Origin of the sequence: Desulfitobacterium chlororespirans DSM 11544 (assembly GCF_900143285.1) — a bacterium.
Lineage (GTDB): Bacteria > Bacillota > Desulfitobacteriia > Desulfitobacteriales > Desulfitobacteriaceae > Desulfitobacterium > Desulfitobacterium chlororespirans.
The window spans coordinates 1-15,450 of sequence record NZ_FRDN01000027.1 but is presented as its reverse complement, the minus strand read 5'-3'; the positions used below and the strand labels follow the sequence as shown (position 1 = coordinate 15,450).

General features: G+C 43.7%; 12 protein-coding genes and 1 rRNA gene. 2 read left to right on the top strand and 11 right to left on the bottom strand.

All coding sequences use genetic code 11. The features are described 5' to 3' along the window. Nucleotides 1-108: 108 nt before the first annotated feature. Nucleotides 109-669, bottom strand: a complete 561-nt coding sequence (locus BUA14_RS26805; protein ID WP_072774999.1) for a tyrosine-type recombinase/integrase — start codon at nt 667-669, stop codon at nt 109-111. A 249-nt stretch (nt 670-918) separates the two neighbouring features. Continuing rightward, nucleotides 919-2,460 carry an FAD-dependent oxidoreductase gene (locus BUA14_RS26800; protein ID WP_072775389.1) on the bottom strand — a complete coding sequence of 514 codons (1,542 nt, stop codon included), beginning with the start codon at nt 2,458-2,460 and terminating at the stop codon, nt 919-921. 411 nt (nt 2,461-2,871) lie between these two features. Here BUA14_RS26800 and BUA14_RS28260 point away from each other — a divergent pair, with 411 nt between their 5' ends. Further along, the gene (locus BUA14_RS28260) at nt 2,872-3,048 is read left to right on the top strand and encodes a hypothetical protein (RefSeq protein WP_178371823.1); all 177 of its coding nucleotides are present in this window, start codon (nt 2,872-2,874) and stop codon (nt 3,046-3,048) included. A 114-nt stretch (nt 3,049-3,162) separates the two neighbouring features. On the opposite strand, the gene BUA14_RS26795 is transcribed toward BUA14_RS28260, so the two are convergent. From BUA14_RS26795 to dltA, 8 genes are all read right to left on the bottom strand, one after another. Then, nucleotides 3,163-4,530 (bottom strand): MFS transporter, encoded by a 1,368-nt coding sequence (locus BUA14_RS26795; RefSeq protein WP_072775388.1) that lies wholly within the window; start codon nt 4,528-4,530, stop codon nt 3,163-3,165. Nucleotides 4,531-4,770: 240 nt separating this feature from the next. After that, nucleotides 4,771-5,697: a LysR family transcriptional regulator gene (locus BUA14_RS26790; RefSeq protein WP_072775387.1), complete on the bottom strand. Its 927-nt coding sequence runs from the start codon at nt 5,695-5,697 to the stop codon at nt 4,771-4,773. A 271-nt stretch (nt 5,698-5,968) separates the two neighbouring features. Continuing rightward, complete coding sequence (locus BUA14_RS26785; RefSeq protein WP_072775386.1) at nt 5,969-7,849, bottom strand: aryl-sulfate sulfotransferase; 1,881 nt, start codon at nt 7,847-7,849, stop codon at nt 5,969-5,971. A 303-nt stretch (nt 7,850-8,152) separates the two neighbouring features. After that, entirely contained in the window at nt 8,153-8,257 is a 105-nt protein-coding gene (gene dltX, locus BUA14_RS27685; protein WP_242954783.1) for a teichoic acid D-Ala incorporation-associated protein DltX, read from the bottom strand. Further along, nucleotides 8,247-9,446 carry a D-alanyl-lipoteichoic acid biosynthesis protein DltD gene (gene dltD / locus BUA14_RS26780; RefSeq protein ID WP_072775385.1) on the bottom strand — a complete coding sequence of 400 codons (1,200 nt, stop codon included), beginning with the start codon at nt 9,444-9,446 and terminating at the stop codon, nt 8,247-8,249. The genes dltX and dltD overlap by 11 nt, the downstream gene beginning before the upstream one ends. After that, nucleotides 9,443-9,676 (bottom strand): D-alanine--poly(phosphoribitol) ligase subunit DltC, encoded by a 234-nt coding sequence (gene dltC / locus BUA14_RS26775; RefSeq protein WP_072775390.1) that lies wholly within the window; start codon nt 9,674-9,676, stop codon nt 9,443-9,445. The genes dltD and dltC overlap by 4 nt, the downstream gene beginning before the upstream one ends. A 33-nt stretch (nt 9,677-9,709) precedes the next feature. Further along, nucleotides 9,710-10,858: a D-alanyl-lipoteichoic acid biosynthesis protein DltB gene (dltB, locus tag BUA14_RS26770; RefSeq protein WP_072775384.1), complete on the bottom strand. Its 1,149-nt coding sequence runs from the start codon at nt 10,856-10,858 to the stop codon at nt 9,710-9,712. Further along, complete coding sequence (dltA, locus tag BUA14_RS26765; RefSeq protein ID WP_072775383.1) at nt 10,855-12,375, bottom strand: D-alanine--poly(phosphoribitol) ligase subunit DltA; 1,521 nt, start codon at nt 12,373-12,375, stop codon at nt 10,855-10,857. The genes dltB and dltA overlap by 4 nt, the downstream gene beginning before the upstream one ends. Nucleotides 12,376-13,218: 843 nt before the next feature. Between dltA and BUA14_RS26760 the strand changes: the two genes are divergently transcribed. Next, on the top strand, nt 13,219-14,844 hold the full coding sequence (locus BUA14_RS26760; protein WP_072775382.1) for a methyl-accepting chemotaxis protein: 1,626 nt from the start codon (nt 13,219-13,221) through the stop codon (nt 14,842-14,844). Between the two features lie 321 nt (nt 14,845-15,165). Here BUA14_RS26760 and rrf read toward each other — a convergent pair. Next, nucleotides 15,166-15,282 (bottom strand): 5S ribosomal RNA (gene rrf, locus BUA14_RS26750). Nucleotides 15,283-15,450 lie beyond the last annotated feature (168 nt).

Here is a 15,450-nt window from a genome sequence, read left to right as displayed (position 1 = left end):
TTACAATATTGTTGCATTTTTTATTTTAATATACCTTACTGGGGCTATGGATGTCAATTATGATAGGTTGAGCCCAAAGCCCCGATATTGAAGTATAGTAAGTAGTTTTTAGAGTTGAACCATATCATACAATTGATCCCTCTGGTCTTGATTAATACCAATATAACGCAAAGTGACACTCTGTGAACTATGGTTAAAAATATCCATGACCAGGCCGATATTATACTGAGATAGTTTATATGTCCAATAACCCCATGTTTTTCTAAGACTATGTGTTCCAAAATTCTCTATGCCTAATGTAACGGCGGAATGCTTCAATACCCGGTATGTCTGAATTCTGCCGATATAGCCCCCTTTTTGGCTAGGAAATAAATAGTCTATTAGTTCCAGATTTTGCTTATGAATATAACTATTCAGTGCTTTTCGCAAAGTGTTATTTAGTTTAATTTTTTTTAATTTCCCGGTTTTTTGTTCAGTTAAAACCAAGTAATCTTTAAATTCCTTCTTGCGACAATAAATATCTGAAACCTTGAGTGTAATGATGTCGCTGATCCGCAGTCCTGTATTAATTCCAAATTTAAAAATCATAGCATATTTAGGATGAGATTGATTGAGATGATTATACAGTGTTCGTATTTGTGCTTTATCGCGAATTGGTTCAACCGTCATAAATTGTCCTCCTACGAGCGTTTTTCCCTATCCATTATAATATTAATGTGAGTAATTAAGAGGTACATGGCACTGGAAATAGCGCCTTTTCAATAATTTCACAGAATTATTTTGGTTTTAACTGACTGAAAAGGTACTTAAAGAGCTATTTATTCGTAATGCATTTATTTATGCAACAATATTGTAATATTGTTGCATTTTTTATTTTTTCCTATCACTCCGGACTTTATACAACCCTTGGCATTTGTTCTAGATTTTCTCCAATGGCTTTAAGGTTGGTCCCTCGAGGGGATTGCCATCCACATCGTAGCGAGAGCCGTGGCAAGGGCAATCCCAGGACCTCTCCGCATCGTTCCACTGAACCTCACACCCCAAGTGAGGGCAGGTGGTATCCACTCTATGAAGATTAGCCTCAGGGTCCATATAAAGCCCTACACGGCGGCCATCCATATTGGCAATCACCGCCTGACCGGGACTTAAACTATAGACTTCTTTCCCTTTCATGAGCTTCCCTGCCGTGAGATCAAAGGCCAGCAAGGAGCTGTTAGCCGCAAAACTCGCTGCGAAATTCAACGATATTGGTCGGGAGGGATTATACACCTCTTGCCATGGGGAATATCCCTTTATGATCCGATCCCGGATAATTAAAGCGGCTGCCGTGCCCTGGGTCATGCCCCATTTCCGAAACCCTGTGGCAATCAATAGATTGGGCTTGCTCCTGCTGATTTGGCCGATGTAAGGCACTTCATCCAAGGTGGTGCAATCCTGGGTGGACCAATGATAGGGAAATTCCTCTACGGTAAAAAGCCTCTGGGCAAACTCCATGAGGTTTTTGTAGTGCTCGGTCAGATTTTTCCCATGGCCTGTTCTATGTTTTTCACCAACGATAAGAATCCGCTCCCCATCAGGAGTCGGCAACCCCCGCAAAGAACGGGCCGGCTCTTCGGCATTAATGTACATTCCGCCGGGAAATAACTCCTTTGCTTTTACGACTACAGCGTATTCCCTTTCTTGATAGATTTTGGATACATAAAGACCAGGTAAAATATTGAATGGATAATGAGAAGCCATCACCACATAATCGGCCTTTACCTTGCTGCCTTGCTGGGTCAGCACTATAAAGGGACCGCCTCCGCGAATATCCACGGCCTTAGTCTGCTCAAAAATATGCCCGCCCTTTTCTTCGATCTTGCGGGCAAGGGCGAGAAGATATTTACGGGGATGGAACTGGGCCTGCTGCTCAAAACGCAACGCTCCTTTGATGGCCAGAGGCAGGTCCAGCTCAGTGACATAATGAGCATCAATTCCACAGTGTTGGGCTGCTTTCATTTCCCTTTCCAGCTTCTTTATGGTTTTATTCTGTTGAGCATAGATATAAGCCGGCTGCCGGGTAAAGTCACAATCAATCTTCTCCTGTTCCACCAGCTTCGCTACGAAATCTATAGCAGATTCATTGGCTTCAGCATATTGTCTTGCTTTTTCCCCTCCCATCTGCCGAAGGATTTTATCGTAGATAAGACCATGCTGGCTTGTGAGCTTGGCAGTGGTATATGCCGTTGTCCCCTGGACGATACGATCCGTTTCCAGTACGGCCACCTTAAGACCTTCCTGAGCGAGAAGGTAAGCCGTGCTGATTCCAGCCATCCCCCCGCCGATTACCGCGACATCAACGGAGATATCACCTGCTAAAGAAGGGTAGTTGGTCTTAGGTGTGGAATCCAGCCAAAAAGAGGGCGGCGTCTCCTGACTTTTATCCAGATAATACTTGCCCTTTGTATGATTAATTTTCATGAATTCAACACTCCCTAAAACTAAAATTTTTTACGATTTCTGCATTGGCTGCCTTATTTAGGTTACCCTCTTTTTCCATTATCACTCCTGTTTATGATCAGTCCTTGGCTTGGCCGCAGCTCATCCCTGCCTGCAAACTATAATTATCAAACATCGAAACCCTGCAAACTGTCTGGGGAAGAATTTATTCTGAGTAGTTTCAAGGAAACCCTCAACAATCGTTCCTATGAACAGTTGTTGAGGGTTTCCTTAACCTCCGGAGTCTGGTTTATATATTTAAAAAAGCTTTCTTATTCATTGGGATTCCATATTAGACATCAAAGCAAATATGGATTATGCTAATGGTAATATAAATAGAAAACGGGCCAACCGTTAATGATGGGGTAGATTGAATAAAAGGGAGGAATTATAATGACAACAGCATTATGGATTTTAGCTGCATTGGTTTATCTGACATTTGTGGTCGTTTATCTGAGACGTGAGATGGTGAAATTATCCAACCCTCATACATTGGACCATGAGAACAGAATGAGTAATCAACAGCCTGAACCCAAAGCTCATCTCTACTTAGCTCATCCATCCCGGTAAAGACCGAAGGCCCCATCACTGGAGTCTTCATGAGCCTTAACTGATGAAAGACCGTAAATGGGCAGCATTTACGGTCTCTTGTTATCCTTAGGCTTTGCGCAGCTTAAAGGTGCATTAGGAGATATCTTCCAAAGCCTTACCGCCGGTTCGCATTCCCCACAGCAATAACACCGCCACAGGGATACAGACCATGATGGCGACCATGTTATACACACCGGAGAAATAATATAAACCGAACACGACAGGTACTATATTCTGCAATACTGCGGTAGCTAAACGTCCTGAAGCATTGTGGATCCCTGTTGAGGTATTGCGCATCTTGGTGGGGTAATTCTCGGCTATATAGCTAAATGTAATAAAATTTAAAGCCATATTGGCAGAAATTAAAAGAAACCCGCAAACGACAATGGGAATAAATCCTTCGATTTGTCCAAAAATCACTGCCAAAACTGCAACGCTGACAGCCATCGCCGCCATGGGTATCTTTCTTCCCCCTTTATCCGCAATTAAGGAAGAAAAATAACATCCTGCCGGAACACCAAACATGAGCATGGTGGAAGCGGTCAGTGCATCCTCAACTCCTAAACCTCTTTGACTTAGAAGAGTTGGGGTCCAGTTGGTAATCACAAACCCTGCCGGCACCGTTAACATAACAAAGAATAAAATCACGAAGGTCCGTTTAATGTATTTCCGGGAGAAAAGGCCAACGATAACTTCCCTAGTCTTCACTTTAGGTTCTACTTTGGAGGCCGCTTCGCTCAAGTCAACCTTGACATGACTCAAGTCCTCAATGACTTTTTCCGCTTCTGAGATTCTGCCTTGGGCCACTAACCAGCGAGGCGATTCTTTTAGATATCTTAATCCCAGAAGAAACCCTACCAGGCCTATCCCCCCAACATAAAAGATATACCGCCAGGCATCAGGGCTCATGGGAATGATGATGCGGCATAAGATTCCTACTAAGGGAGCAGCCATAAAACCCACCGAAGCCGTTAGGCTCTGCCACTTTCCCCGGGTAGCTGAGGGCGCCATCTCGGCAATATAGACCTGAGAGGTAACCATCATACAAAAGATACCAAATCCTGTAACGGCACGGGTTATGGTAAACATTGCAACATCCGTGGCGAAGCCATTGGCAACCGAGGCTATGGAGAACACCAGGATAGAACCAAGAAAGGTCTTTCTCCGGCCGATGAAATCTGAAATTATTCCTCCGGTTAAGCCCCCCAGGGTCATGGCTACAAAATAGGCAAAATTGATCTTGCCCACATCTGCCATTGTAATCCTCCAGCTCTGCATTAAGGCCGGAGCAATGAACCCAAAATTCCAATTATCCATTTGCTCAAAAAAATAAGCTAACATAACAATGAAGAATAAGATCTTATGAACTGATGTAACTTCCAGACCATCAAAATAGTTGTTTTTGATCTTGTGAGATGTTTTACTTGCTGTTGTCTGAGAATTCTCTACCAGAACTGCCATTTCCATTCTCCTTACTGTCTGAAGAATCTAACCTTACTGTTCTATTCTCCACATAACTATAGATTTTTCCTTATCTTGTCCCTCCATTACCCTTGGCTGCTCTTCGTGCTTTGTTTTTTTAAGACTGAGGCAACTCTCCTTTCTTCATGCACTTGTGTTCTCAATCCTAATTATAATTAATTGTTACACATCTCACAAAACAGCAATTTCTTTTCTCATGTCACAACAAAAACTTGTTAATCATATGGCCTTTGCCGTACTTTCCAGACACTCTAAGAATTTTTGTGCCGGAAGTGACATAGGCTGTCGCACAGAAGTGACCCAGGTGTAAATAAGCTTTAAACCCATAGCGGACTGCACCGTAAACTCTTTCAACAACCGATTTTCATTGAGCTCAAGCATAGAGACAGCCCCCATGGCCAACCCATCGATAATGGTTTGCCGAAATAATTCGTTGTTCAGGGTTTTTAAAAAAACTTTAGGAGGAAGCTCTGCCCTGCTAAAAATCTGGGTGATGATTTCCTCATATTGTTGTGTATCATAATAGACCATGGGCAATGTCACCATAGCATTAACGGCTCCCAGTTGCTCTTTGCTCAAAGCCCAGGACTTGGGAACACATACAATCAATTCATCCTGCAGAACTTCTTTATAAACCAGATCAGAACAGGAATGCAAAGGGCCTTCCTTACCCTTTTCCTGTGCTTCCGGATAATTGATAAGCCCCACTACCGCAGGGTCCTCTTGAATCCAGGCAACGGTCTCTAAAGGGGCTTTTTCTTTAATCGTTAAGTTCACATTAGGGTATTTTCTTTTAAACAATTTCAAAGCCTTGGGCAGGACCGCCGTTCCCGAAACATGAGTGTGGGCAAGGGTTAAGTTTCCCTCCACCAATTGCTCCTGTCCCTGTTTAAGCTGTTCCAGCTCTATTTTCAAATCATCGTATTTTCCGATGATTTCCCTGGCCTTTTGGACAGCAATCTGCCCTGCGTCGGTCAGGCTGATTCCGTGCCGGCTTCTGTAAAACAATATGGTATCAAGCTCTTGCTCCAGCCGCGAGATGACTTGGCTCAGTCCTTGCTGGGAAATATGCATTCTCTCCGAGGTCAATGTAATGGATTTAGAGTGGGATAATTCGATCAGAAAAATTAAATCTGTAATACGCATTTCAAACACTTCCTCGCCGTAGTCACTTGTTCTCTCTTAATTGAGTTTGGATAAGTTCATCAAGCTTCCTATATTGTACCTGCTTGTTACAAAAGGTTCAATCCTTCCCGCTACAAGTAATTATTGGCAGGCTAAGCGTCATCCCAAGGACAGTGTTGACTGTTTCGACTAACCCCTTAATACTGCAAAAGATGCTCCCTTAATGAAACAGACCAGCCTACACTTCTGTCTGCTTTAAAGGGAGCACCACTGAATTTTAACTATGCCTGCTTTAGAGTTTCACTGATAAATGTGTGTCATATCTCTTGTTGTCGATGTTGAGATAGATTTCAAACTCACCGGACAACCCTTCCCTGCTTACATAGAATTGGAAGTCGTTGTCGTTTTGTTCTTCGAAGGAGACACAGGCTGCCGTGACATCATGAACCTCCGTGGGAATGTTATAGAATTTAGATTGTTCCGCACCCTTTAATTCAAGATATACTTGAGATCCTTCTCTAAAGCTTGCCCGAACAGCCAACCGATCTTCTTCAAGGAGGATATTGAGCTTGTGTTTCTCCGGCAGCTCTGTTTCGGCATCTTTGAAGTTGATTTTCATGAATTCATGGGTTACCCCAAAACCACCGAGGAGTTCACCTTGGCCAAGGAGGAGGTTGGTCTTTTCATCGTAGGGGCTGATTCTTCTCGCTCTGTAGTAATTGCCGCCTTGCACTTTCAGCTCATACTTTAACTCATCATTCCCTACTTCTACTGTGATGGATTCTAAGGTTAAATGGATATGCTCATCTTTGTATTTGTTCAGAAGCATTGCCCCTAAGCCATCGGTGTGTTTACCTCTGTAAGTAGCGATACCCCCGGAGTGAACCATATAATGACCTTCGCTGTAATAGTCTACATTGCAGATATAAGGGGAGTAGAATTCGGCCCCTCTTTCCTTACCGTACTGCCATACTTGTTCGATCTCCATTTTATCGGTATTGATTCGATAGATAACACCGCGGGAGAAGTTTTGCTCAGGATCTACGCGGGCCGCCTCGTTTTTAGAACGATAGGTTCCGTTATCAAAGAGAAAGACATCGCCGTTGGGCAGAATTCTTGCCGCATGCTGCTCATACTGCCAATCAAAATCTCCTTTGGTCACATTTTTGAAGAAGTATTTTTGCCATTCTTCCGGCCAGCCTTCAGGGTCGCCGAGGATCCAGTTCAGCGCTCCGCTGTCATAATCGAAGTTGATCACGGCGTCCATATGACGGCCTGACATGGTGATGGAATTAGTGGGCTTATCGTACCACACTGAGTTATTGTGGAACCAGTCATGGTGGTTCCAGTCTCCCGCTTTGCCTTCACCGCGGGGGAGAATTTTTTGCAGATCCCAGGACTTGAGGATAGCTCCCGTCGCGCGATCAATTTCCACCACGAAGTCTTCCACGGAATCGTTGAAGTCGTTATCAGAAGCAGCCAGGATGTTGCCATTTTCCAACTCTACCGCATCATGGTGGTAGCCGCCGGGGAGACGATACTCTTTATAAATCTTTCCGCAGAAATCCATCTCCATGACACCAACGGTATAGTAAGGTTTTTGCACGGTTCGATGGGAAGTATAGAGCAATCTGCCGTTGGCTAATTTTTTAATATCCCAGCTCTGCAGATTGGTAATGCACCATCTCAGATCGCCGGCATAGTCAAAGCCCACGGTCTTTGCTGATTCGATAAGAGGTGTTGTGGTGGAGATCAGCATGAAGTCTTTGCCAAAATACTCCGGTGTAGTCCGGCAATACTGAGCTTTGTTGACATTGAGCTCTTCCACTTCAATCTTGACTTCAGAGGTTTTACCGTCGCCAAGTCTGATGATCACGGTGTTTGCATAATCGTCATACAATCCGTAAATCGGTAAGACATGCTCTTGAGCCGCCGCAAAGGTATGACTGAGATCCCCTGCGCTGGCTTTCCCTTTAACTGTGATCTCCGCGGTTGTTTCTTCATCCGTGTTAAAGCAGATGACTGCCGCCAGAGGATTAATGATATAAGGATTTTTGACAACCAGCGGCTTCTCTACAGAATAGTCCCCCGCTCTGAGTTCTGCCAAAAATCCTGCTTCAGACTCAGCTTGCATGGTAATAAGGTGTTTTTCGGTATCTAAGTACGTTCTCAAGCCTTCCACTCCTTACTAATCAAAATTTTAACTTAGGTTCCTTAAGCAGTCCGAACAGTTGGGCAATTTGTTCTTGTTACCTCTAGCACAATTATATACCGGTTTATTTGTCTTGCTAATCAATAGTTTTTTGGAGCCTTTCACAACAATTTGTTGTGCATATGCTTAGTAATTCTATGACGCAAGCCTATACTCCTGATAGTAAAAAAAGCAACCTTATTTTATTGGGTAATAAAATAAAGTCACTTCTTAATGCACTTTTATTCTATACTTTTTTCACAGCCTCTGCCGGTGCCTTACACTTTAAAACTGATTATAGATAAAATTTACTTCATTGGCTTCCGCCAATACGTAAACCACTATGATGCCTAAGATGATTGCTGTATAAAGCAGAGTTTCACCGAACATAGGCAAGAATCGCTTCATTGACTTCCACCCACCCTTTCCACCCCAGATGCATGGTATCCCGCAGAAAATATGGATCATATTCGTGATCGGAAAAATCCGCAAACTCATATCCGGCCTTGGTAACGAGCTGCTTCACTTTTTCATAGTATTGAGCTCTATCCTCCCGAGGAAATCCGCAATAATCATACCAGAGTCCGTTGACCGGAATACTGACGAATAAGGGTTCAATCTCCAATTCCTGACACAGTGAAAGCAATAACTCCAAATCCCCGTACTCAGGGGACTCCAGATAAGACTGGTCGTGCATAGAGTCTTTATAGTCGGGAAGCTTTTCCTTCAGATAGTCATTAAAATAGCCGTTGTCAATTCCAAATTGATTGTTATCTGAACGGGCTTTCCCCACCTCCTGGGCACGTTTCTTTTCCGATTCCCAATCGATCTCTACGGCGGACCGCTCTATGGCCGGTTTCGAATTGCTTTTATCCGCTCCCTTATGAGGAGACTCTTCCACAAGGGTTCGGTAACCCTGGACATGGTCCTTGGTTGATAACAGAGCCTCTTTTAATCTATAGTAGGGTTGCAACGCGCCAAGGAAGATCTGAGCTTGCTCAGCATTATTGGCTGAGAGGTAAGATAGAATCCGCATATCCATGCTTTCATCCTGGCCTAATAAGGAATCCACCCGTTGAGCAGCTAAACGTTTTAACTGGGGACTGATCTCTTCGTTATTTAAAAAAGTCAGATACTGCTGTTGGGAAAAATTCTTCTGGAAATCGTCAGAAGTTATCCCTGTTTTGCTGAACCACTGTGGAGAAAGAAAGAACACAATCTTTTCTCCTTTTAGGGAATCACCTAAAGCACCAAAATTAATCAGGTGAATCAAACTTTGGCAATACCCTCTGCCAATCAGGTTATAGTAAATTCCTGCGTATTGCCCTGTAAAGAAGTTTACCGGCTGAAAGGGATCGGTTGACCCGCTCAATTCTGAAGACCCATAAACCGGAATGCTGCCGCCCTTTTCCATCCCGGTCCTCTGCAGAATCAAGCCCTGGTTCTTCTGAGTGTTTAACTTATAGCCAAAAGCCGGATCGTAATTCTCAGCAATTTTGGAGGCTAAAATTTCATTACCGCCCCAAACAACAAGACATGAAATAACCAAAGCCAAAACTAGGGGGAGAAACCTTTTCATCCAGCAACCCTCTTGCTGAAGGTGGCGATGATTTTAGCCGGTGTGTCAATATCTGTTCTTTCGATCTCAGTAGGCTCAATTTTGATCCCAAGCTCTTCCGCACCTACTAAAAGTTCAATCACTCCTAAAGAGTCTAAGATTCCAGCCTCAAAAAGATTTATATCCCGTTCATTTCGCACCTCGTCGGTGCCGCATACTCGTTCCAACAGACTTAAAATCTTTTCTTCCATCATTGAGCTACTCCTTTAAAATTTATTAATACTTTATTTAAATAAATACCCGGAGAAGATTAAGAAACCAAAGCAGACCAGATGAAATGTGATCAATGTAGATGCCCCAATCCACAGGGGAGTGTTCTTATATTTTTTATAGAGAGCGCTATGCCTCTGAAAGTAGTCCGTGCCTATAATCAAGCCCCCGTGGTAAAGCCCATAAAGAAGGTAATGTATTTCTGTACCATGCCAAATTCCCATGGTTCCCATGGTTAACAGATAGCCAAGATAGGAAGCAGTGTAGCGGTTTTTAAAGCGTTTTTTCTTCATGGAAGCCATAACAAAGCGCGTGTAGAGATAGTCTCTGAACCAAAAAGACAGGGTCATATGCCAGCGGTTCCAAAAGTCTTTAATATCCTTGCTTATAAAGGGCTTATCAAAATTCTCCGGGGTTTTGACTCCCAGGATATAGCTTATCCCAATGGCCATCAGGCTATATCCCGCAAAATCAAAGAACAAATAGAAGCTATACCCATACATATAATTGACGGTTTCCACCAATCCATGAGCTTCTGTGGGGATCTTGCTCAACCAATAGGTGTAGATACTATTCCCTAGAATAAATTTGTAACCCGCGCCAAGGAGCAGTTTGTGCAATCCCTGATAGACCCTCTGGAGGTATTCATGGCGAGGAATGATCTGATTGACTTCAGTCAGGAATCTTCTGGAGCGATCAATAGGCCCGGAACTTAGGGTTGGAAAAAACAAGAGAAAATACGTAAAATCCACGAATTTTACCTCTTTAATAAGACCATCGCTTATTTCCAGAAGCATTTGAATGACTTTAAAAGTGAGATAGGAGATTCCCAAAAAACCCAGCAGCCTATCCGTAAAGAGGTGACCCCATTTGGATAAAGCCAGCGGCATTAAGGCCAAGAGAATGGTCAGCCATAAAACCCATTTCTGAGGATATTTTGGCTTCAGAAGACTATATCCTTTAACGAGAAAGAGTTCCCCCAGATAAAATAATACCAGCAAAAAAAGCTGAAGCTTAGAATCTGAGAAAAGCAGGCCGATGATGAGCAAAGATGCTGCCAGCCCATAAAGTTTAAGAGGTTTTTCCCTGACCCCTAAGAAGATGCCGGGAAGCAAAATCAGCCCGATGATATAAAAGAAAAAAAGATTACTATAAGGAATCACTGAAATTCCTCCATAAGCGCAGCCCGGTTCACTTTGCCATTGACCGTCATCGGCAAAGAATCCCTAAACATGATTTTTCTTGGAATCATATAGTCCGGCAAATAGTTTTTTAGTTCAGTTTTGATGATCTGCCCCATCTCAAAGTCCCGTTTATCAAGCTTTTTGTTCGGAACGACTACCCCTGCCAGATAGTGAACCCGCCCGTCTTTTTTAATGGGCAGGACAATGGCATTGGCAACCCATTCCACCTTGCGCAGGTTATTCTCAATATCCTCCAGCTCAATGCGATAACCATTCAGCTTGATCTGAAAGTCGATTCTCCCTCCATAATGAAGAATCCCTTCTTTCAGATAGCCCTCATCCCCCGTCCGGTAGCACTTTTTCTCATCCCCGTCGCAGGATCGAGTGAAAAAAGCCTTCTCCGTCATTTCTTCATTGCGATAGTAGCCCGGGCTTACACTATCCCCTAGGATGACGATTTCACCCTGGTTCCCCTCCTCCTGAGGGACCCCTTCCGAATCCACGATGAGAAGGCGACAATCCTCCTTAACCCTTCCTACCGGCAGAGGCTCGTTCCTGGTACACATCTCCAAATCCACTATAAGAGCTGTCACAGCTACGGTCGCTTCCGTGGGACCGTATGAATTAATAACCTCCCCTTGAGGAAACCGCCGGTATAATTTTTCCGCACATTGATTGCTCAAGGTCTCTCCACAAAACATAAACACTTTCAGATCAGGAAGAAGTTCGTCATTGAAACTGGAGTCTCCCAGGCACATCTCGGCAAAGGATGGTGTAGAGACCCATACCGTTAGCCCAGATTGCTTAAAATGGGCGAAGAGCTCCTTAGGTTCAGCGATCATGGCCTTATCAATACTGTAGAGGGTAGAACCGGAAGTGAGGGCCAGATAAAGATCCATCACAGACAGATCAAAGGAAAAGGGGGCCTGATTCAGGAACACCTCAGCCTCAGGAAACCGCCCTACTCCCACACCCCAATGCACAAAGCTCTCCAGATTAGCCAAGGTTATCTGAACCCCTTTGGGTTTTCCTGTGCTTCCTGAAGTGTAGATAATATAATAGGTTTCATGATCTTTTACTTGATAATCTTTGGATGGAGACTTGCCTAAATGGGATTGAATCAATCGGCTAATCTCATCTGCTCGCACTGTCTTGATCCCCTCCCGCTCCGGGCTCTCGCCAGGGGAGAGAATCAATCGAGTCTGGGAGCTCTGAACAATGTCTTCAATTCGCTGGCTGGGCAGGGAAAAATCCACAGGAATATAAGCATGTCCGGATTTTACACAAGCCAAAAAACAAATGAGCATCTCATGCTGTTTATGACCGTAAACAACAATGGGCGTTCTGTCGTCTTTCAATGTATCAATCAAGTAACAGGCCAAAGCATCGGACGCTTCTTTTAATTGTCTATAGGTAAGCCCGCTCTCCCTATAATGGTGCGCCACTCGATCAGGACAGCTTTCAGCATAGCTGTCTATTCTGGATATGAGATTCACTTCTAATCCTCCACTCAATGCAAAGGTGTACCTTCCTATCCTACCACGAATTTGCTCATTTGCAACTATCGGTTTTAAATCAGCTTATCCCTTAGCCCATGCGGTTTTAGGCATACTTCAACCGCTCATTAGGAATGGCTTCCAGCCGTTCTGTTTGCTATACTTATCTTATTGTTTACTACTTTATCCAATTGCACCGACCTTTAAAAAGATTAAAAGCACGCAAATGTAATTTTCCTGAGTGTTCTATATCCGCAGAAAGGATTGATCGGCAAATGAATAAGAAAACCCTTATCGGATTATCTATCATCTTCATTGTGCCAATGATTTACTACCTATTCTTTATGATGTGGGCCAATAAGCCTTAAAGGTTCCAATCCAGCAATAAGGTCCTGGCTGTAAGCCAAATTCGACACTGGTGACCAATTTGAAGCAATAGAGTAGGGAAACCATTCTCATGGCTTCCCCCTCATCAAACCGCACGTGCCCTACTAAGGCATACGGCTTACCCATTGTGTTTTGTCGTTGGTTTAGGTGTATAACGCGATGCGCCAAGCATAGTTCATTTTGCGAACAAGGTCAGGAGTGTAGTACTCTTGACCTTCTCTTTTGCCCGTTGATTACCTTTGCTTTCTTTTCTTGAACTTTTCGGGTTGTGTTACTTTAGCTGCCTTTTCAGTATCTTCTTTGGATTTTGCGTATAAGAGAAAGTCGGTCATCCATTGGAATGGAGACATTGATAACAGCAATTGCTGTGGATTAGCAAATAAGGATAATGAAACCAGGTTATCTTCCTTATATCATATAAATCAGACAAGTTGTATCATTAAAGGAGGTTCGGCTATGCAAAGAAACAGGGATGCCTATGTAAGCAATTCGAAAAGAAATCAGGCGATCCGGTTAATTTCTCATATTGCCAGTGAGATGGAACATGTTCTGAATCAGTCGCCCCATGGAAATTGGGCACAAGTGATTGGTCCTCTACGTCAAGTCATCGATGCTAATATAGGGGATAACGAGTTTCTCGTCATCAATAGCTTAGAGGGTCAAGCTTTAGTCCATTCCAACCGCTTTCGCGAAGGTAACTTTGTTACAAAAGGAGAATTGGGGATCTTAGGCACAACGAAACCTGTATCACAAATTTATCACCGTGACACTGGTGAAATCCTGCTTGATGTTATCTGTCCAATCTATGTAAAAGGCGAACATCGTTACGTTGCTCGCCTGGGCATCCCCCTTCAAAAAAACAAACTCGCCTATAATTTTGCACTTAGCTCAATTCCTCTATTCGTTCTAGGGTTAGGTTGGTCATGGAGCTCTCCCTCCCTAATGTCCATCGGACTTACCCTAGGTGCCTTCACCTTATGGGCTGCTTATTCCTATATCTTTCACCATAAAATTATCTCAACCCTCAATGAGATCTTCAGAGTTACCAAGTCCATTACCCGAGGTAATCTAACAAATACTGCAGCAATAAAAACAACCAATGAACTCTCTACCCTGTCCTACGAAGTAAACAAGGTGAATAATGGCATCAAGTCGATTATTGCAAACATCACTACTATCTCCCAAAAATCCCATGAAATCAGTAACTCCCAAGCTGCTCACACCAAAACTCTTGCCGAGAGCTATGAACAATTAGCCGCTCTTTTCCAAGAATTCAGTGCCGGGTCAATTGAACAAATCGATGGAATGAAAAGAGCCTCTGAACAAGTTCTAGAGATCCAGGCTGCTTCGGAACGAATTCGCTATAGCACCCAAGAGGTTCAAATATCCTCCAATTCCGCACGACAAGTAAGCCAAGATGGACTACGTGCTGTTGAAGATATTATCCAGGAGATGGACGTCATTTCGTCATCAACTTATAAAGCCAATACCTCTATTCAAAGCCTTGAGGAGCAAGCCCTGAAGATTGGCGAAATCGTTTCCATCATTAACAGTATTTCTGGTCAGACAAACCTTTTGGCCCTTAATGCGGCTATTGAAGCTGCCCGTGCAGGTGAGCACGGGCGTGGTTTCTCTGTGGTAGCTGATGAAATCAGAAAATTAGCTAGTGATTCCGCAGAATCGGCTCATCAAATTATGGAGCTTATACACAGTGTTCAGGACATGATTTGCTCTGCTTCTAACGATATGAGCAGAGGGTTGGTAGAAGTCGAAAATGGAAAAATCATTATCAGGCAAGCCGGAGATGCTATCTATTCACTGGATCAAGTTATTCAAGGTACCGGGGAAAAAATTCAAGATAATATTAATAACGTCGATCAACTTTTGCTCCAAAGCAAAAACTTAGCCGAAGTGCAGAGTAACGCTGTTTCCATAGCTTCCCAATTTTCCCTAGCTGCTCAACAAGCGGCCACCACGATGGATGGGCAAATGCAGTCCACTCAACAAGTTGCTTCTATGGCAGAAGATTTAGCCGAGACGTCAGAACAATTAGACAACTTTATCAAGCGTTTTACTTTATAGTAGGAGAAATTCCTACTTGCATAGCAGTTTGCGTTTGTAGCTTAATAAACATCGCATTGGAACTGGCATTGTTTCCTGTAAACTTCCTAAAGTGCCGGCAACTTCTGACACCATTCCCGCAGCTGACATGACTTGGAAAATATAACAAAAGCAGTAGTCGAAACTGCAAACGGATGCTACTCCTCCGATATGTTTTTTCCGCAAGGAAAAAAGTTAACACTCCCACCCATGAGAACTTAAATGCTTGCCTCCAAATTACGCACCAGTGCGTAATTTGAACCAAAGCAAAAGAGACCATCACAATCGATGGTCTCCTGCACTACCTGGCAACGACTTACTTTCCCAGGACCCTGCGGTCCAAGTATCATCAGCCCTGGAGGTCTTAACTTCCGTGTTCGGGATGGGAACGGGTGGGACCCCTCCGGTATAGTCACCAGATCCTTTGAAGTTTCAGTGTTCCTCTCGGAACCCTGTTCCCTCAAAACTGCACAGATCTTCTTCCACTGTAATCTAGTCTTCCATCGTCCTCACTGCAGATTTGAGCCCTTCAGTGAGTTCCTTTTCGTTGCGGGACCTTAGGTCAAGCCCTCGACCGATTAGTACCCG

What these genes read in the sequence shown, in the direction of transcription:
- BUA14_RS26805 (WP_072774999.1), bottom strand. Translation starts at nt 669, where the DNA reads ATGACGGTTGAACCAATTCGCGATAAAGCACAAATACGAACACTGTAT.
- BUA14_RS28260 (WP_178371823.1), top strand. Translation starts at nt 2,872, where the DNA reads ATGACAACAGCATTATGGATTTTAGCTGCATTGGTTTATCTGACATTT.
- BUA14_RS26790 (WP_072775387.1), bottom strand. Translation starts at nt 5,697, where the DNA reads ATGCGTATTACAGATTTAATTTTTCTGATCGAATTATCCCACTCTAAA.
- BUA14_RS26800 (WP_072775389.1), bottom strand. Translation starts at nt 2,460, where the DNA reads ATGAAAATTAATCATACAAAGGGCAAGTATTATCTGGATAAAAGTCAG.
- dltC (WP_072775390.1), bottom strand. Translation starts at nt 9,676, where the DNA reads ATGGAAGAAAAGATTTTAAGTCTGTTGGAACGAGTATGCGGCACCGAC.
- dltD (WP_072775385.1), bottom strand. Translation starts at nt 9,446, where the DNA reads ATGAAAAGGTTTCTCCCCCTAGTTTTGGCTTTGGTTATTTCATGTCTT.
- BUA14_RS26760 (WP_072775382.1), top strand. Translation starts at nt 13,219, where the DNA reads ATGCAAAGAAACAGGGATGCCTATGTAAGCAATTCGAAAAGAAATCAG.
- BUA14_RS26795 (WP_072775388.1), bottom strand. Translation starts at nt 4,530, where the DNA reads ATGGCAGTTCTGGTAGAGAATTCTCAGACAACAGCAAGTAAAACATCT.
- dltX (WP_242954783.1), bottom strand. Translation starts at nt 8,257, where the DNA reads ATGTTCGGTGAAACTCTGCTTTATACAGCAATCATCTTAGGCATCATA.